The following is a 17,049-nucleotide window of genomic DNA, read 5'->3' on the forward strand; positions in this document are numbered from 1 at the left end:
AGGATGGCCAAGGCGGTGAAGGAGGCGGCGTCGGACACCGGGAAGATAGTGCTGGCGATCGACATTGGCGGGTCGCACGTCAAGATCCTGACCAGCGACGGCGGCACCGAGCGCCGGGCGGATTCCGGGCCTGACCTGACGCCACGGCAGATGATCGGCAAGGTGAAGAAGCTCACCGAGAACCTTTCCTATGACGTCATCTCAATGGGCTATCCGGGCCCTGTGCGTCACAACAAGCCGGTGCTTGATCCCATGAATCTCGGCAAGGGCTGGGCCGGCTTCGATTTCGCCGCTGAGTTCGGCAAGCCGGTCAAGGTGGTCAATGATGCGCTGATGCAGGCCCTCGGCAGCTATGAGGGCGGGCGCATGCTGTTCCTGGGCCTCGGAACCGGCCTCGGCGCGGCGATGATCCTCGACAATGTCGGCCAGCCGATGGAGCTCGCCCATCTCCCCTACAGAAAAGGCCAGAGCTTCGAGGACTATGTCGGCGAACGCGGCCTGGTAAAGCGCGGCAAGAAGAAGTGGCGCGGCTATGTCTTCGACGTCGTCAACCGCCTGCGCGCCGCCCTGCAGCCAGACTATGTCGTCATCGGCGGCGGCAATGTCGACAAGCTCGACGAATTGCCCCCCAACTCCAGGCGCGGTGACAACACACGCGCTTTCGAAGGCGGATTTCGTCTGTGGCGCGACAAGGCCCTGATCGTCTGATATTATTACAGTTTAGTACAGTTGTTCAAAATGGCGTGTGATGTCGCGCCGATAGATTGCATTGTGCAGATTTGCCGACTAGGAAGTCAGCCCCACTACATCGCGTCGCGCGCGACGCACAAAGAAGACGCACTTTAATTTTGCGCATTATCCTTTTTGAAAACGGCCCCATTTTCGAGGTCATGCGCCATGGATGGAGGAAAATAGATTGACCGACGAGAACAGCCACGCCAGCAAAACCCTCGACCTTCTCGAACTGACGGCCCATATCGTATCGGCCTATGTCGAGAAGAACCGCCTGCCTGCGTCCGGCCTTCCCGAACTGATCGCCAGCGTCAGCGCCTCGATCAGCGGGCTCGGCCAGCCGGTCGCTCCGGTGGCGGCACCGCTGGTCCCCGCCGTCAACCCGAAGAAGTCGGTGACCCCGGATTTCATCATCTGCCTCGAGGACGGCAAGAAGTTCAAATCGCTGAAGCGTCATATCGGCGTGCATTTCGGCCTGACGCCGGACGCCTACCGCGCCAAATGGGGCTTGCCGTCGGACTATCCGATGGTCGCACCCAACTACGCCGCTTCGCGCTCGGAACTGGCGAAGTCGATCGGGCTCGGCCGCAAGGCCGTCGCGCCGGCGCCTGCCAAGTCGAAGGGCAGGAAGGCCAAGGTTTCGGCCTGAGCGGTTTCATCTGAGCCAATGTTTGTCTGAAGCCTGCCGGCGATTCCGCCTTGGCAGGCTTCATGCTTTTGTGGCTTGGATGAACCAGACAAGCTTTGAGCAATTCCAGGAAAAGTGTGAAACGGTTTTCCGTCCGGAATTGCGTCTAGACAAAGGGGATGGAGCTCTTGCCGTTTCCGTGAAACGGTGAACCGCTCCGGAGGGGAAGCGATGAACTACACCAGGATGGTGATCGAGAGAGAAGCCCCGGAGGAGTACGGCTATGAGCGTATCCGCTACAATCTCTCCGAAAGCTCGATTACCGACCAGAAGCTCTCCGACATCGGCCTCTCGCTGCCCGACCTGACGCTCTTTTACGGCGAGCACCGCGGCGACAAGGCGTTGCGCGACCTGATCGCCGCGCAGGATGCCGGCATCTCGACCGACGATGTGCTGGTCACCGCCGGTGCCGCCGGTGCGCTGTTCATCATCTCGACCTCGCTGCTGTCGGCCGGCGATCACCTCGTCGTCATCAGGCCCAACTACGCCACCAACATTGAAACGCCGAGGGCGATCGGCTGCGCCATCAGCTTCGTGGACCTGGCTTTCGAGGAAGGCTTTGCCATCGACGTCGAACGCATCAAGGCAGCGATGCGGCCGAATACCAGGCTGATCAGCGTTACTTGCCCGCACAACCCGACCGGGACCATGATGAGCCGCGCCGATCTCGACGCGCTGGTCGCGCTTGCCGAGGCCAGTGGCTGCCATTTGCTGGTCGACGAAACCTACCGCGATCTTTCCTATGACAAGCGCCTGCCAGCGGCGGCTTCCCTGAGCAAAAAGGCCATCAGCGTCTCGTCGCTGTCAAAAGCCTTCGGCATTCCCGGCATCCGCATCGGCTGGCTGATCACCAGGGATGCAGCCCTCCAGGAAAAATTCCTCGCCGCCAAGGAGCAGATCGGCATCTGCGGCAGCGTCATCGACGAAGGCATTGCGCGCGGCATGCTGGATCGCCGGGACGCGTTTCTGGCAAAGCTGCTTCCCGAAATGGCCAAGCGCCGCGACATCGTCCAGGCCTGGATCGACCGCGAGCCGCTGGTCGACTGGGTACGGCCTGAGGGCGGTGTCGTCGGTTTCCCGCGCCTCGATGTCGCACCCGGCTTCGACCTAGACCGGTTCTATATCAGGCTGTTGGAAGACCACGGCACCTATGTCGGGCCCGGCCACTGGTTCGAGATGGAAAAGCGCTTCTTCCGCGTCGGCTTCGGCTGGCCGACGGAGGCCGAATTGAGAGGCGGATTGAACGCGATTTCGACCGCGCTACGGCAGTAACTTCCGCGTGCGATCGACGACACGGATCGAAAGTCCCTTGATCCAGACCTGTTTTTGACGCATATCCGCGCCGAATTTTACCAAGTTCCATTGGCCGGAACAGCGCCCATCCGGGAAGTGCCCCGCCAGCCGATGCCAAAGCAACCGGGGCCCTATCTTCATGAAACCTGAACAAACTTTACCGGAGCAGCGTTACGCCGCTTTCCGGCACAAAGCCTTCCTCAGCTATTGGACGGCGCGCTTTCTCACCACCTTCGCGACCATGATCGTTTCCGTCGCCGTCGGCTGGGAGATCTATGACCTGACGCGCGATCCGTTCGATCTCGGCATCGTCGGCATCGTCCAGTTCCTGCCATCGCTGTTGCTGGTGCTGGTCACTGGCGCCGTCGCCGACCGCTTCGGCCGCCGGGTGATCATGGCGCTGGCAACGGTGGTCGAGGCAGCCTGTGCGCTCGTTCTCCTGTACTTCACGCTGCGCGGCCTCGTCAGTGCGCTGCCGATCTTCGTTATTCTGGCGCTATTCGGCATGGCGCGCGCCTTTTACGGACCGGCCTCGTCGTCGCTGTTCGCCAATCTGGTGCCGCCGGAAGATTTCGGCAATGCGATTGCCTGGAACTCCTCCGCCTGGCAAACGGCCACGATTGTCGGTCCGGTCGCCGGCGGCCTGCTCTATGGCGTCTCGGCCGAAGCCGCATACGCCGTCGCCTCTGTGCTGATGCTGGTGGCCGGTCTGCTGATCTTCACCATTCCCAAACCCGCCCAGCAAAGCGCCACCGATAAGCCGACAATGGAAACACTATTTGCCGGCTTCCGCTACATCTGGAGCGAGAAGATCGTGCTCGGCGCCATCTCGCTCGATCTGTTCGCAGTGCTTTTGTCCGGCGCCTCGGCACTGCTGCCGGTCTATGCGCGCGACATTCTGCAGCTCGGCCCCTGGGGCCTCGGCCTGCTGCGCTCGGCGCCGGGCATCGGCGCCATCTGCGTCGCGGTATGGCTCGCCGGGCACCCGATCCGCGACCACGCCGGCAAGATCATGCTGAGCTTCGTGGCGGCGTTCGGCGCCTTCACCGTGCTGTTCGGTCTGTCGACCCTCACCTGGCTGTCTATCGTCGCTCTAGTCTTCCTCGGCGCCACCGACATGTTCAGCGTCTATATCAGGGAAACGCTGATCCAGCTGTGGACGCCCGACGAACTGCGCGGCCGCGTCAACGCCGTCAACCAGGTCTTCGTCGGGGCGTCCAACGAAGTGGGTGAGTTCCGTGCCGGCACCATGGCGGCGCTGATCGGCACGGTTCCGGCGGTCGTCATCGGCGGCGTCGGCGCCGTCGCGGTTGCTGGCCTGTGGGCCTATCTATTCCCGGCGCTGCGCAAGGTGCGGCACCTCAAAGGACGAAACTGACGGCTTCATCGCTATCGGCGGGGCAGCGAATCTGTGCTAAGCCGCCCGCCCAACCAACCAAAGGACGACACCTGTGAGCGAACCGACTGTGGCCGAGGCGACCGAAAGTATCTATGCGTCTCTTCGGGCGGACAATGCCGACATCGACGCACATATCGCGACGCTCAAGGCAGCGCTGGCACGAGAAGGGATAAAACAGGCGGTGTTCGATCCTGCTAAATTGGCGCAGAGCAACCGCTCGGGCCGCAAGTTGATGCAGGCTTATTTTCGGCAGCGCGGCGTGAGCGTGAGCTTTTCGGACTAGAGCGGTTCAGTGTTTGTTGGAATCGCCGAACCGCTCTAACTCTTTGTTTTCACGCAATTACGGATGGAAAACCGCTACGCACTTTTCCTGGAATTGCTCTAGTTTCACGCGCCGAAAGCCGCCGGTCGGAAGTCGGCCGGATTTGGCCGTTCAGAGCACCGGTTCGACTCTAACGCGCCACCGGTCCGCCAAAAATCATGCGCAAGAACTCGTCCAGCCAGCGCCTCAAATGCATGTCCCAGATCAGCCGGCCGCCGAGATGATCGCGGCCGGGCTGGGCGCCGGGCAGCTCGAAGCGGTGGGCGCCGCGCACCACCCAGCGTTGCATCATCACCCGGGTCAGTTCGCCATGGAACTGGATGCCCCAGGCATTGTCGCCGTAGCGGAAAGCTTGGTTGGGATAGGTCTCGTTCGTGGCCAGCAGCATCGCGTCGGTCGGCAGCGAAAAACCCTCGCGGTGGAACTGGTAGACCATTTCGGGCCAGTGCATCAGTTTCTTGCCGACCTCGGTCGCCTTCAGCGGATACCAACCGATCTCGACCAGCCCTTCACCATGGCCCTCGACCTTGCCGCCGAGATGATTGGCCAGCATCTGCGCGCCAAGACAGATGCCGAGCAGTGGCCGGTTTTCCCTGAGCGGGATTTCCAGCCAGTTGGTCTCGCGGCGGACGAATTCGTCCTCGTCATTGGCGCTCATCGGCCCGCCGAACACCACCGCGCCGGCATGACCATCCAGTGTTTCGGGCAAGGCGTCGCCGAGCGGCGGGCGGCGGATGTCGAGATCGAAGCCTTCTTCCAGCAACATGTGGCCGACGCGCCCGGGGCTCGAATTCTCCTGATGCAGCACGATCAGGATTCTTGGCTTCGGGCTCGTTATGGACGGCATCGTTGGACGAGATCCCGTCTATTCGTCGCTTGACGTCCCACGGGCACCCGGTACCTCGGCCGCGGCCTTGCGGCGCGCCTCGATCCGGTCGTGGCGCTCGACGCCGATCAGCTCGGCGACCCGCCACACCGTATTGTCCTCGAGCTCATGCAGCTCGCCATCGGCATAGACGATCTCCCACATCAGGCCGATGAAGGCCTTGCGCCCCTCCGCGTCGAGATGGCGCTTGAGCACGCTGGTGAAGGCGTAGAGATCGATTGCCTCGTTGTCGGCGCGCTCGCCTGCGGCGGCCAGCGCTTCGAGTTCGGCACCGTTGATCGAATAGCTCTGCGCCAGCACCGCCTTGAACCGCTCCCACTCGACATCCTGGCGAACCCCGTCGGCATTCATCACATGGTAGAGCAGCGCCGAAGCCGCGACGCGCGGGTCGTCCGCGCTGGTATGGCTGGCGGAGCCAGCCGGCAAATCCCTGAGAAACGACAGAACGCGCTCGAACATCGATTCATTCCCAACGGCCCGATGGCCGGCCCAAATCAAAACAGCCGGAACCGGCGTGGCGACTTTTCCGCCTCGTCGTCCGGATCGACGCCTGGATCGTCCGGCAGGCGCGCCAGTTCTTCCGCCGGCTCGACGGCCTCGGCATCGGCCGGCACCGCGGCAAAGGCGGCTGCCGTGACCGGGGTGACATGATCCTCGCGGCTTTCGGCGTCCTTGCCCGTCGCCTCGTTGCCCGAGGCGGCATGATCGATCACGTCGACCGGCTTTTCCGGCCTCGCCGGGGCCTCGATAGCCACTACCGGGGCATCCGGCTCATCGCGGCTGTCGATCAGTTGGCCAAGCCGCTCCATCGGCGCGCGCCATTCGAAGGCGTCGAGACGGCCGGTAACCGGCGATACCGGCGCCCAGCGCTCGGAGACGACGCCGTCGGCCACCCAGGCCGGATCGCGCGGCGCCCGAACCGCCTTGGAGAGCAGCTGCCGCACCTTGCCCTGGTCGCCGGTCTCGGCCTCCTCGATATCGGCAAGGAGCAGATAGGCACCCTCGCGGCGATCCATGCGGATCGCGGCTTCGGCCTCGCGCCTGGCGGTCGACAAATCCTGCGCGTCGAGCGCGGCACGCGCCACTGTCATTGAAGATTCGGCGTGGTTCTTCTTCATCTCCTGCAGCCTCTTTGCCCGGTTGAGCCGATCAAACACGGCGTCACCCGGCCTTGCATGGGTATAGAGCTCCGCGATTTCGGGATGCGGCTCGGCCTTCCATGCTGCTTCGAGGATCTTCGAGCCCTTGCGTACGTCGTTCTGCTTGAACAGCGCCGCGGCGGCGGCAACGGCGGCGGGGGCGAAATCCGGCTGCAGTCTGTTAGCCTCGAGCGCCGCTGTCCTGGCAGCCGTGGGATCGCTATCGGCGAGCGACTGCGCCTTGGCGGTCAACAGCACGGCGCGGCGGCGGTTGGCGGCGTCACGTTCGATTTGCCGCGTCGACTTCTGCGCATCGACCAGTTTCAGCGCCCCGTCCCAGTCGCCGCGCGCGGTCAGCTCCTCCAACGTCGATTCGGCCGCCCAGGCCAGTTGCGGCGCCACGGCGGCGGCGCGGCCGGCATAGTGCCGGGCTGCGTTGCGGTCGCCCAGCCGCTCAGCCTCCAGGTAAAGCCCTCGCAGGCCAAGCAGCCGCATTTCGGGGTCGTCGAGCATGCTCTCGAACTTTTGGCGCGCGCCTTCATGATCGCCTTCGAGCAGCGATGCCTGCGCCTCGAGCAGATGGATAAGCGGCTCCTGGTCGGAGCGGATCAGCTTGGCCGCTTCCTTGGTCTTCTTGCGGGCCAGCGCCCCGTCGCCGGCACCGGCGGCGATCATGCCGGTCGACAGCGCCTGGTAGCCACGGTCACGGCGGCGCACGCGGAAATAGCGCGAGATGGTGTAGGGGCTGTTCCACAGCGACTTGATGAGCCACCAGACGATCATCACCGCCGCAACGACGGCAACGACGGCCACCGCCGCCACCATCAGGCTCACCTGGTATTGGTAGCCGTTGAAGGTGACGACCATGTCGCCGGGCCTGTCGGCCAGCCAGGCAAAGCCCAGCCCGAGCGCGAAGACGACGATGAGGAAGGCGAGCAGGCGGATCATCGTGTTGCCCTCATGCCTTCATCGCGCCGGAGATCAGCGCGTCGACCTGGGTTTCGACCTCGATGCGGGCCTTCAGTTTGCCGGCAAAGTCGGCGCCCGCGGCCTTCACGGCTTGCGGCAACGTGTCATATTCGCTGAGCGCCTTGGCATAGTCGCCCTGAGTGACCGCAACCTCCATGCGCGCCACGGTTTCCGGTGCGCCGGCGCCTTCGACGGCACCGATCGGCCGGACCTTGACCAGCGATTCGGCGCTCGACATCAGGTTCTGCAGGAAGCCGGCATTCTGGTCGGCCGGCGTGGCCGCTGCGACCATGGCATTGGCGGCCGCATCCATCTGCGAGGCGATCTCGGTGCGGGTCGGCACGCCTTTTTCGGCATAGGGGCGCAACGTCGCGAGCTGCGGCGCATCAGGCGAAATCGCGGCCAGCGTATCGAGTTCGGCCGAAAACGGCGCGCCGCGATCGAGCGCGGCCTTCAGCGCCGAAGCCGCGATGGCGAGCGCGACCTTCGGCTGCGATGCCTGTGCATCGACCTTGCCGGAAAGCTGCGACACCGACTGTTCGAGCGCGGCGAGCCGGCCTTCCTGCGCCTTCGCCGCCTCGCTCGTCGACTTCACCAGCGCATCGAGACCCGCCATTTTTTCGTTGAGCGGACCAAGGTCGACCGGTGCCGTGCTGCCGGCCTTGCCGAGGGCCGCCACCGTGGTTTCGATCTGCTTGACCTTGTCGCCAAGTGCTGCAAGCCCGGCATTGTCGCCGGCGCCGCCCTGTTCGACCGCCGATTTCAACGCCGCGACATCGCTCTTGACCTGGTCGAGCCCCGACGACAGGCCATCGACCCTGGCCGACGCACCATTGTTGTTGCCGGCTTCCCTCATGTCCGCGATTTCGCTCTTCAGCGAGGCAATCTCGCCATTGACACCAGCGAGCGAGGCACCGGGAGCGGATCCCGGCGCGCCGAGTAGGCCGGCAAATTGCAGGCCGCCGGCACCGACCAGCGCGATGACACCACCGATGATGCCGGCGGCGACGCCGTTGAGGCCGCCCCGCTTCGGCTGCACTGTCATCGGTTCGCTCCTTGCGTCGGCTTTTCCGGAAGCCGCCTTGGTCTCGGCGGTTTTGGCGGTTGCATCCTCAAAATTATAGTCGGAAGCCTCGGCGCGGTTGGCGGGAGTATCCGAACCGGGATAAGGCATTTCCGGCTCGGCGGTCTTGGCCTCGGCATGCGGTGGCGAATCCGTGCCAGACTGCCCGGCGGCATCGCCATGCTCCCAGGGTTCGAGATCCGCTTGATCGGCATGCACCGGCTCTTCCGGGGGCTCTGGCCGTGAGGCATTCGCTGCTTCCTCGGCCTTCGCCTCGTCCGTCTGGGCAATATCCTTGGCGGCATCCCCGTCGACGATGCGTGAGACGGCGCCCGGATCGAGGTCGATGGTCACCGGCTCGCGGCGGCCTTTCGAGTGTCGCATCTTCGGCGTCTTGACCATGCATGGGCTCCGCAAAATTCGCTTCGTCTCAACGCCCGGCGGCGCGTGATGGTTCAGAAAGGGTCTAGCACATCACCAAGCGGTGAAAAGGGGCGGTGTGATGACGCGGGTCAGGGCCGTGCCCGCAAAAGTGCCAGCAGCGCCTCCTCGTCGGCTCGTGCGGCGACGCGGATTGCTTTGCCGGCACTATCGCCGAAGGCGGCGGCGATGCGCGCGGAAAGGACAAAAACCCGCGTCTTTTCAAAGACCTTTTGCAGGGCGGGCCGGCTGGCCAGGACCTGCATCGCGGCAGCGGCCTTGGCCGAATAGAGCAGCACCGCATCGACGGATTGGCCTGATATCAGCGGAAGAATCGCTTCGTCCGAATAGCTTACCGCTATCGTGTCATAAGTCTCGACGGCATGGACCTGGACATGAGCAGCTTCCAGCTTCTGTTCGAAGGCGGGAAACCGCACGCGCCCACAGAGATAGACGAGCGCTTTACCGGAAAACGCGATTCCCATGCCCGCGGCCAGCGCCTCGGCATCGCCAGGCCCCTCGCTGACCGAGAGAAAGCCTGCGTCGCGCGCCGCCTCCGCTGTCCTCTTGCCGACAGCATGGCAAGGCAGGTTGGACAGCGCCGCCATCAGATCTCCAGGGGCATGGCGCACCGCATTAGCGCTGGTGATGGCAACGGCGGCCACGTCGTTCGGAACCGCCTTGGCATCGACCGGCAGTGCCATCGTCTCCGTCAATGGCAGCAGAAGAGGCTCAAAACCCATCTCCTCCAGCTTTCGCGCCGTGCGCGACGCACCCGGCTCCGGTCTGGTGACCAGGACCCGGAGCATTTTCAGAGCCAACCGTCGAAGAACTTTTCGCCGGCCCTGGCGCGAACTGTCCGTGCGGCATCAGCCCCAATTTCCGCTGCGTCCGCGGCCTCGCCTTCCAGCCGGACGTCATGCCACTCCGTGCCGTCGGGCGAGATGATCAGCCCGGCAAAGGACAGTTTCCCGCCTGATACCGTCGCATGGCCGGCGATCGGTGTGCGGCACGAGCCGTCGAGCGCGGCCAGAAACGCGCGCTCGCAGGCCAAGGCCTGGCCGGTCGGCGCATGATGGATCGCCGCCAGCATATTCTCGATATCACGGTCGCCGACGCGTGTTTCGATGCCGATCGCGCCTTGTCCCGGCGCCGGCGGAAAATCCTCCAGCGGCATCAGGTCGGTGACCACGCCTTCGAGCCCGAGCCGCTTCAGCCCGGCATAGGCGAGGATGGTGCCCTCGGCGATGCCTTCATCCAGCTTGCGCAGCCTCGTCTGCACATTGCCGCGGAACATCACCACCTCGAAATCCGGCCGCATCCGGCGGATCAGCGCCTGGCGACGGAGCGACGACGATCCGACCTTGGCGCCATGCGGCAGATTGGCGATCCGCTTGACCGCCTTGCCTATGAAAGCGTCGCGCGCGTCTTCGCGCGGCAGGAAAGTGGAGAGCTCCAGTCCGTCAGGAAGCATCGTCGGCATGTCCTTCGACGAATGCACGGCGATGTCTATACGACCATCGAGCAGCGCTTCCTCGATTTCCTTGGTGAACAGGCCCTTGCCGCCGGCCTCCGACAGTGGCCGATCCTGAATACGATCGCCGCTGGTCGAGATGGGCACCACTTCAAACGCCTGCTCGGGAAGGCCATGCGCTTTCATTAGCCGCACACGCGTCTCATGCGCCTGGGCGAGCGCCAGCGGGCTGCCGCGTGTTCCGATTTTCCGTGTTCCGATTTTCAAAGTTTGCATGGCGCGCGGTCCGTGATAACCCCCGAGCGAAATCGAGGTCTTGCCGGCCTTTTCCTAATGGGGAATAGCCTCATAAACAATCTCTTGGGATAGCGACGAATTGATCCGCGTTCTGGGCATTGAGACGAGTTGCGACGAGACCGCCGCCAGCGTCGTGGCGCTGGAGGGCGATGCCGCGCCGAAAATCCTGTCCAATATCGTGCTCTCCCAGATCGAGGAGCATGCCGCCTTCGGCGGTGTCGTGCCGGAGATCGCCGCGCGCGCGCATGTCGAGGCGCTGGACGGCATCGTCGAGGCGGCACTCGCCGATTCGGGCGTGGCGCTTGCCGATATCGATGCCATCGCCGCGACCGCCGGGCCGGGCCTCGTCGGCGGGCTGATTGTCGGCCTGATGACGGCCAAGGCTATCGCGGCGGCGGCCGGCAAGCCGCTGATCGCCGTCAATCACCTCGAAGGCCACGCCTTGACGGCGCGGCTGACCGACGGCCTGGAATTCCCGTATCTCTTGCTGCTGGTCTCCGGCGGTCACACGCAGATCCTCGCCGTGCGCGGCGTCGGCGACTACCAGCGCTGGGCCACCACCATCGACGACGCGCTCGGCGAAGCCTTCGACAAGACCGCCAAAATGCTCGGCCTGCCCTATCCCGGCGGTCCCAATGTCGAAAAGGCGGCGCTGTCGGGCAATGCCTCGCGCTTTGCCTTCCCGCGGCCGATGAAAGGCTCGGAACAGCCCGATTTCTCCTTTTCCGGTTTGAAGACCGCCGTGCGCCAGGCGGCAACCGCGATCGAGCCCTTGAGCGACCAGGATGTCGCCGACATCTGCGCCTCGTTCCAGGCGGCGGTCGCCGATGCGCTGGCCGACCGCGTTTCTCGCGCCCTGGCACGCTTTCGCAAGACATTCCCTGGCACCAAAAACCCGGCGCTGGTCGTCGCCGGCGGCGTCGCCGCCAACCGCGCCATCAAGGCGACGCTGGAGCGGCTATGTACCGAGAATGGTTTCACCTTCGTCGCGCCGCCGCTGAAATTGTGCACCGACAATGCCGCGATGATCGCCTGGGCCGGCATTGAGCGGCTGCGCGAAGGCATGGCGCAGGAGAACGGCTTCGATTTCGTGCCACGCTCGCGCTGGCCGCTGGATAGCGTCTCGACGCCAATGGTCGGCTCCGGCCGGCGCGGAGCCAAGGCATGACTGACAAAGCCATGAAGAGCGCGGACCCCGGCAAAAGCGGCTGGCATGTCGCCGTGCTCGGCGGCGGCGCTTGGGGCACGGCGCTGGCGCTGGCCATGCTGCGCGCCGGCCACTCGGTACGGCTGTTCGCGCGTGACCCTGAAACCGTGGCCTCGATCGGTCGTGGCGAGAACCCGCGCTATCTCCCGGGCATTGCCATCGCGCCCGGTATAGACGCGACGAGCGACATCGAGGCAGCGCTTGCCGGGGCCGATTGCGTGCTGGCGGTGACGCCTGCGCAAGCGTTGCGGGCGACCCTGGCGGCCGCGAAGGATCATATGCCGGCTGGCATTCCACTCGTGCTTTGCGCCAAGGGCATCGAGCGCGACACCGGTGCCTTGCTGTCGGCAATCGCTGCGGAGATCCTGCCGCGAAACCCGGTCGCCGCCCTGTCGGGGCCAAGCTTCGCCAACGATGTCGCCCGCGGCCTGCCGACGGCGGTGGTTGTGGCTGCCGGCGACGAGGCCCTAGCGGCCGACCTTGCCGCCCGTTTCTCGGCTGAAAACCTGCGCTGCTATTCGAGCGACGACCTGATCGGTGTCGAAATCGGCGGCGCCTTGAAGAACGTCTTCGCCATCGCCGCCGGCGCTGTCACCGGTGCCGGGCTCGGCGCCAGCGCGCAGGCCGCCATGGTCACGCGCGGCTTCGTCGAGCTGCGCCGCATCGGTGCCGCCTTCGGCGCCAGGCCCGAGACCCTGATGGGGCTTTCCGGCCTTGGCGACTTGCTGCTCACTTGCTCGTCGACGCAATCGCGCAATTTCGCCTATGGGCTGGCGCTCGGGCAAGGCAAGGCGCTTTCCGGACTGCCGCTGGCCGAGGGCGTGCCGACCGCGGCGATCGCCGCCCGCATCGCCGCCGAGCGCAATATCGATGCGCCGATCATCGCCGCCGTGGCCGCCATACTGGACGGCGGGATCACCATCGGCCAGGCCGTGACGGCCCTGATGACCCGGCCGCTGAAGACCGAAACCAACGATTGATCCCCTGATCCAACCACCCAGGAAAAAGACCATGCTGTTTGCTCTGATTTGCAAGGACAAGCCCGGAAGCCTGCAGGTGCGCCTCGACACGCGGCCCGAGCATGTCGCCTTCCTCGAAGGGCTGAACAGCGACAAGAAGCTGGCCTTTGCCGGTCCGTTCCTCGACGCCGACGGCAAGTCAAACGGCAGCCTCGTTGTCGTCGAGGCGCCCGATCTGGCAGGCGCACAGGCCCTGTCGGCCGCTGACCCCTATGCCAAGGCCGGCCTGTTCGAAAGCGTCGAAATCCGCCAGTGGAACTGGACGTTCAACAAGCCGGCGGCTAGTTAATTTCCGGTCGCCCGCGACGGGGTCGCAAGGAGGAGAGAAAAATGAACTACTGGCTGTTCAAATCCGAACCCTCGGTTTTCTCCTTCGAGGCGTTGAAGGCCAAGGGCAACGCCGGCACGCAATGGGACGGCGTGCGCAACTACGCCGCCCGCAACAACATGCAGGCCATGCAGATCGGCGATCTCGGCTTCTTCTACCATTCCAACGAGGGGCTGAACGTGGTCGGCATCGCCGAGGTCTGCGCGCTGGCCCATCCCGACACCACATCCGATGATCCGCGCTGGGAGTGTGTCGACATCCGTGCCGTCAGGGACATGCCGAACCCGCCGACGCTGGAAGAAGTCAAGGCCAATCCAAAACTGGCCGAGATGGCGCTGGTGCGGCTCGGACGGCTTTCCGTGCAGCCGGTGACCCCGGCCGAATGGAAGGAAGTCTGCCGCATGGGCGGCCTGACGCCTGCGCCGTGACGGCACTCACCCCCGACAGCGCCAGGCAGTTCATCCTCGACAACACGGCGCTGATGGCACCGCCGCATGTACCGGAGATTCTTCTCCACCTCGCCGACGAAGCGCATGATCTTTGGCAGCGGACTGAGGATGAACTGGTCGAGATCGGCCTGCCGCCACCCTTCTGGGCTTTCGCCTGGGCCGGCGGCCAGGGCCTCGCCCGCTACGTCATCGACAATCCCGATACAGTGCGAGGCAAGCGCGTGCTCGACTTCGCCTCGGGCTCCGGGCTCGTCGCCATCGCCGCCGCCAGGGCGGGGGCTGCCGAGATAACCGCTGCCGATATAGACCCGTTCTGCGCCACCGCGATCCGGCTCAACAGCGACGCCAATGGCGTCGTGAACAAATTCCTCGGCACGGACTGTATCGGCACCGATGCGGATTGGGATGTGATCCTGGCTGGCGATGTCTTCTACGACAAACCCTTCGCCGACCGGCTGATGCCGTGGTTTTCGGCGCTCAAACGGCGTGGCGCCGAGGTCCTCGTCGGCGATCCCGGCCGGTCCTATCTGCCGCGATCGGGGCTGGAGCCGCTTGGCGTCTACCAGGTGCCGGTGACAAGGGCGCTCGAGGATGCCGAAGTCAAGCGCACGACCGTGTGGCGACTGCTTGACGCCATCGCCGAACAGGCGTTTCCATAAAGCCGCACAGGAGGGGGAACTCGTGGATTTTTCAGCAGTGAACTGGATCGCGGTGGTTGCCGCCGCCGTCGTCGCATGGCTGTTCGGCGCCGCCTGGTACATGGCGTTGAGCAAGCCCTGGCTGAAGGCCGTCAAGCTCGATCCGGCGAAGATGAAGAAATCGCCGCTGCCCTTCGTCATCTCCTTCATCGCCGAGCTGCTGATGGCCTACATCATGGCCCTGGTCGTCGGCGCGATGACGGGTGGTGAGCCGACCTGGCTCGCCGGCCTGATCTTCGGCTTCGTGCTTTGGCTGGGTTTCGTCGCCACGACGCTGTCGGTCAACCATCGCTATGAGAATTTCGGCTGGGACCTGACCCTCATCGACGGCGGCCATTGGCTGGGCGTGCTGCTGATCATCGGCGCGGTGATCGGCTGGTTCGGCGCCGCGGCGAGCTGAGATAACGCTTTGACGACGACGGATGAATCCGGATTTCCCCGCGACCTGGTGTTCACCCGGATCTGCCACGTCAAGCATGGTTATGACGAACGCCGCCGCCACATTGTCCGCGAGTTTGAGCGGCGCGGCGTGCCCGTCTACTTTTACACGGACTGGGACAAGCCAGATATCACCTCGGAGATTCGTGCTGAATTGGTCGCTCCCGATTTTGTCCACCCGGCGCAGGTCTCTCTGGCGCTGAAGCATGTCGGCATCTGGCGCGACTTCCTCGAAACCGACCTGCCCTATTGCCTGGTGTTCGAGGATGACGTCTTCCTCGCGCGCGACTTCGTCGCCAAATTCCGGCAAGGGCTGGCCGAACTCGGCAGCCCGATGCGCAAGGCCGTCATCTATTTCGGCAACGGCAGCAACTACTACACGCCGAGCTGGAAATTGCGCAGGGGTCAGAGGCTCTACCCGGCACTGCATGCCAGGTGCGCGGATTCCTATCTCATCACCCGTCCGGTCGCCGAAGCCCGTTGTGCCTTGATCGATCAGCACAAAATATACACCGTGATCGACCACCAGATCGAGCAGATGGACGAAAAACTGGGCATTGAGATGCTGTGGTTCGAGCGGCCAATTGTCGAGCAAGGCAGCGAAAACGGCGCTTTCCAGACTTCCGTCGCCGGCAAAAAGCACCCGCTTCTGTACAAGAAGCTGAAATGGAAATGGAAGAAATACACAAGGATGATCTTCGGCCACAACGCCCGGTCCTGAGCGCGGAGCAATTCCAGGAAAAATGCGTCGTGGTTTTCCCGGGAAAAGCGCGTAGCGCTTTTCCCGGGAATGCATAAGACAAGAGATTAGACCTTGTCCGCCGTCCGCGTCCTGGCAACTTCCTCGAGGATCCATTCGCGGAACGCGACGATACGGGGATCGTCCGCCATGGCCTGGGGATAGACCAGGAAATAGGCGAATTCCGGCGCAACCCTGATGCTGAGTTCGAAGGGCCGCACAAGCCGGCCCTCGGACAGGTCGTTCGCCACCATGGCGAAATCGGCAAGCGCGACGGCATTGCCGTCGAGCGCCGCCTGGACAGCATCCGTGGACGTGCCGAAGACGACGGTGCGGCTGTCGTCGAAATCGTTGATGCCGGCCGCCGCCATCCACATGCGCCAGTTCGGCCAGGTCACGCCCTGGCGGGCCCATTCGATATGGGCAAGCGTGTGGTTGAACAGGTCGCGCGGCTCGCGCAGGGGCGGCCCAGATGCCAGGAGGCCCGGACTGCACACCGGAATAATGATGTTGTCGAACAGGCGATGCGCGCAGAGTCCTGGATATTTGCCGGCACCGAAGCGGATGCCGACATCGACGTCGTCGAGATCGAAATCGCGCAAGCCATAGGCGATGTCGAACCTGAGTTCGATGCCCGGCCGCTGCTTGCGGAAATTCTCGACACGCCGCATCAGCCATTTCGCCGCGAACTGCGCGTCCAGCGTCACCTTCAGGAATTCCGTGCCGCGCGCCAATTTGCGCGCCCGCATCACGGCCCGGCCAAGCAGGTCGAGCGTGTCGGTCGCCGCCTCGTACAGCACCGTGCCCGCTTCCGTCAGACGGATGGTGCGGCTGGTGCGGGTGAACAGCACGATGCCGAGCTGATCCTCGATTTCCTTGATCTGGTGGCTGACGGCGGCGGGCGTCAGGCCGAGCTCGTCGGCGGCTCGGGTGAAATTGAGGTGCCGGGCCGCCGCCTCCAGCGTCCTGAGCGCCCGTGTTCCAGGCAAGAGGGCTGCCATCAGCGCGCGGCCCGATCGAAGCGGTCCATGGAGCCTCAATCCTCAAATAAAACTTGACGATGAGAAAAGAACTACTCGTTTCCCGTTTGTTTTTCAATCCGGCATGATTGCAACATCAAAACACCATCAAACCGGATTTGATGTCCGGAGAATACGGATCCCATCATGTCTCACATCGTTCTTCACCCTGCCTACATCGCCCGGCCGGGCTGGCTGTCGGCTGTCCGTGATTGGCTGCGGCAGGCCAGGGTCGCGGTCAATCTTGGCCACCAGAACGTCGAGGATCTGTCCGATCGCCAGTTGCGCGATATCGGCGCCGCCCGCAAGGACATCACCCGCGCCATGGACCGCGAGACCGGCCGGCTGGGCCTTCTAGACATCGGCTGGCAGCGAAACAGGAAGGGATAAGGGCGTAGCATTGATGATGCGGCTTGGGCGTGTCTGCTGCTTCTGAAGACTTCCTATTCCCCTATTCCCCTATTCCCCTA

20 protein-coding genes are annotated in these 17,049 nt (G+C 64.1%); 13 read left to right on the forward strand and 7 right to left on the reverse strand.

Features of this window, described 5'->3' with window-relative positions:
* Nucleotides 1-3: 3 nt before the first annotated feature.
* The 5 genes from FJ960_RS22120 to FJ960_RS22140 all read left to right on the forward strand — a co-directional run bounded on the left by FJ960_RS22120 (nt 4) and on the right by FJ960_RS22140 (nt 4,395).
* A complete protein-coding gene (locus tag FJ960_RS22120; RefSeq protein WP_140716775.1) occupies nt 4-708 on the forward strand; it encodes an ROK family protein in 705 nt (234 codons plus the stop codon).
* 208 nt (nt 709-916) lie between these two features.
* A complete protein-coding gene (locus FJ960_RS22125; protein ID WP_027144591.1) occupies nt 917-1,381 on the forward strand; it encodes a MucR family transcriptional regulator in 465 nt (154 codons plus the stop codon).
* 210 nt (nt 1,382-1,591) lie between these two features.
* Nucleotides 1,592-2,692: an aminotransferase class I/II-fold pyridoxal phosphate-dependent enzyme gene (locus tag FJ960_RS22130; RefSeq protein ID WP_140716777.1), complete on the forward strand. Its 1,101-nt coding sequence runs from the start codon at nt 1,592-1,594 to the stop codon at nt 2,690-2,692.
* 160 nt (nt 2,693-2,852) lie between these two features.
* Nucleotides 2,853-4,091 carry an MFS transporter gene (locus tag FJ960_RS22135; protein ID WP_140716779.1) on the forward strand — a complete coding sequence of 413 codons (1,239 nt, stop codon included), beginning with the start codon at nt 2,853-2,855 and terminating at the stop codon, nt 4,089-4,091.
* A gap of 73 nt (nt 4,092-4,164) precedes the next feature.
* The gene (locus FJ960_RS22140; protein ID WP_140510236.1) at nt 4,165-4,395 is read left to right on the forward strand and encodes a hypothetical protein; all 231 of its coding nucleotides are present in this window, start codon (nt 4,165-4,167) and stop codon (nt 4,393-4,395) included.
* Between the two features lie 169 nt (nt 4,396-4,564).
* Here FJ960_RS22140 and FJ960_RS22145 read toward each other — a convergent pair whose 3' ends face one another.
* The 6 genes from FJ960_RS22145 to hemC all read right to left on the reverse strand — a co-directional run bounded on the left by FJ960_RS22145 (nt 4,565) and on the right by hemC (nt 10,661).
* Nucleotides 4,565-5,281 (reverse strand): glutamine amidotransferase, encoded by a 717-nt coding sequence (locus tag FJ960_RS22145; RefSeq protein WP_140716781.1) that lies wholly within the window; start codon nt 5,279-5,281, stop codon nt 4,565-4,567.
* 18 nt (nt 5,282-5,299) lie between these two features.
* The gene (locus FJ960_RS22150) at nt 5,300-5,779 is read right to left on the reverse strand and encodes a TerB family tellurite resistance protein (RefSeq protein WP_140716783.1); all 480 of its coding nucleotides are present in this window, start codon (nt 5,777-5,779) and stop codon (nt 5,300-5,302) included.
* 35 nt (nt 5,780-5,814) lie between these two features.
* Nucleotides 5,815-7,407 (reverse strand): heme biosynthesis protein HemY, encoded by a 1,593-nt coding sequence (locus tag FJ960_RS22155; protein ID WP_140716785.1) that lies wholly within the window; start codon nt 7,405-7,407, stop codon nt 5,815-5,817.
* A 10-nt stretch (nt 7,408-7,417) separates the two neighbouring features.
* Nucleotides 7,418-8,893 (reverse strand): COG4223 family protein, encoded by a 1,476-nt coding sequence (locus FJ960_RS22160; protein ID WP_140716787.1) that lies wholly within the window; start codon nt 8,891-8,893, stop codon nt 7,418-7,420.
* A 110-nt stretch (nt 8,894-9,003) separates the two neighbouring features.
* Nucleotides 9,004-9,720 (reverse strand): uroporphyrinogen-III synthase, encoded by a 717-nt coding sequence (locus FJ960_RS22165; RefSeq protein WP_140716789.1) that lies wholly within the window; start codon nt 9,718-9,720, stop codon nt 9,004-9,006.
* A gap of 2 nt (nt 9,721-9,722) precedes the next feature.
* The gene (gene hemC, locus FJ960_RS22170; protein WP_140716791.1) at nt 9,723-10,661 is read right to left on the reverse strand and encodes a hydroxymethylbilane synthase; all 939 of its coding nucleotides are present in this window, start codon (nt 10,659-10,661) and stop codon (nt 9,723-9,725) included.
* A gap of 103 nt (nt 10,662-10,764) precedes the next feature.
* Here hemC and tsaD point away from each other — a divergent pair, with 103 nt between their 5' ends.
* From tsaD to FJ960_RS22205, 7 genes are read left to right on the forward strand one after another with little or no spacing between them, the layout of a single operon-like run.
* A complete protein-coding gene (gene tsaD / locus FJ960_RS22175; protein WP_181174288.1) occupies nt 10,765-11,850 on the forward strand; it encodes a tRNA (adenosine(37)-N6)-threonylcarbamoyltransferase complex transferase subunit TsaD in 1,086 nt (361 codons plus the stop codon).
* Nucleotides 11,847-12,869: an NAD(P)H-dependent glycerol-3-phosphate dehydrogenase gene (locus FJ960_RS22180; RefSeq protein ID WP_140716795.1), complete on the forward strand. Its 1,023-nt coding sequence runs from the start codon at nt 11,847-11,849 to the stop codon at nt 12,867-12,869. Before tsaD ends, FJ960_RS22180 begins: the two co-directional genes overlap by 4 nt.
* Nucleotides 12,870-12,900: 31 nt before the next feature.
* Nucleotides 12,901-13,197: a YciI-like protein gene (locus FJ960_RS22185; RefSeq protein WP_140510221.1), complete on the forward strand. Its 297-nt coding sequence runs from the start codon at nt 12,901-12,903 to the stop codon at nt 13,195-13,197.
* 41 nt (nt 13,198-13,238) lie between these two features.
* Entirely contained in the window at nt 13,239-13,664 is a 426-nt protein-coding gene (locus FJ960_RS22190; RefSeq protein WP_140510219.1) for an EVE domain-containing protein, read from the forward strand.
* On the forward strand, nt 13,619-14,344 hold the full coding sequence (locus FJ960_RS22195) for a methyltransferase (RefSeq protein ID WP_181169998.1): 726 nt from the start codon (nt 13,619-13,621) through the stop codon (nt 14,342-14,344). The genes FJ960_RS22190 and FJ960_RS22195 overlap by 46 nt, the downstream gene beginning before the upstream one ends.
* Before the next feature lie 22 nt (nt 14,345-14,366).
* The gene (locus FJ960_RS22200) at nt 14,367-14,783 is read left to right on the forward strand and encodes a DUF1761 domain-containing protein (RefSeq protein WP_140716797.1); all 417 of its coding nucleotides are present in this window, start codon (nt 14,367-14,369) and stop codon (nt 14,781-14,783) included.
* A 9-nt stretch (nt 14,784-14,792) separates the two neighbouring features.
* A complete protein-coding gene (locus FJ960_RS22205; RefSeq protein ID WP_140716799.1) occupies nt 14,793-15,542 on the forward strand; it encodes a glycosyltransferase family 25 protein in 750 nt (249 codons plus the stop codon).
* 86 nt (nt 15,543-15,628) lie between these two features.
* Here FJ960_RS22205 and gcvA read toward each other — a convergent pair whose 3' ends face one another.
* Complete coding sequence (gene gcvA / locus FJ960_RS22210) at nt 15,629-16,561, reverse strand: transcriptional regulator GcvA (RefSeq protein WP_140510213.1); 933 nt, start codon at nt 16,559-16,561, stop codon at nt 15,629-15,631.
* Nucleotides 16,562-16,726: 165 nt separating this feature from the next.
* On the opposite strand from gcvA, the gene FJ960_RS22215 reads away from it, so the two are divergent.
* Complete coding sequence (locus FJ960_RS22215; protein ID WP_140510211.1) at nt 16,727-16,969, forward strand: hypothetical protein; 243 nt, start codon at nt 16,727-16,729, stop codon at nt 16,967-16,969.
* The last annotated feature ends 80 nt before the right edge of the window (nt 16,970-17,049 follow it).

This window comes from Mesorhizobium sp. B2-3-11 (assembly GCF_006442215.1).
GTDB lineage: Bacteria > Pseudomonadota > Alphaproteobacteria > Rhizobiales > Rhizobiaceae > Mesorhizobium > Mesorhizobium salmacidum.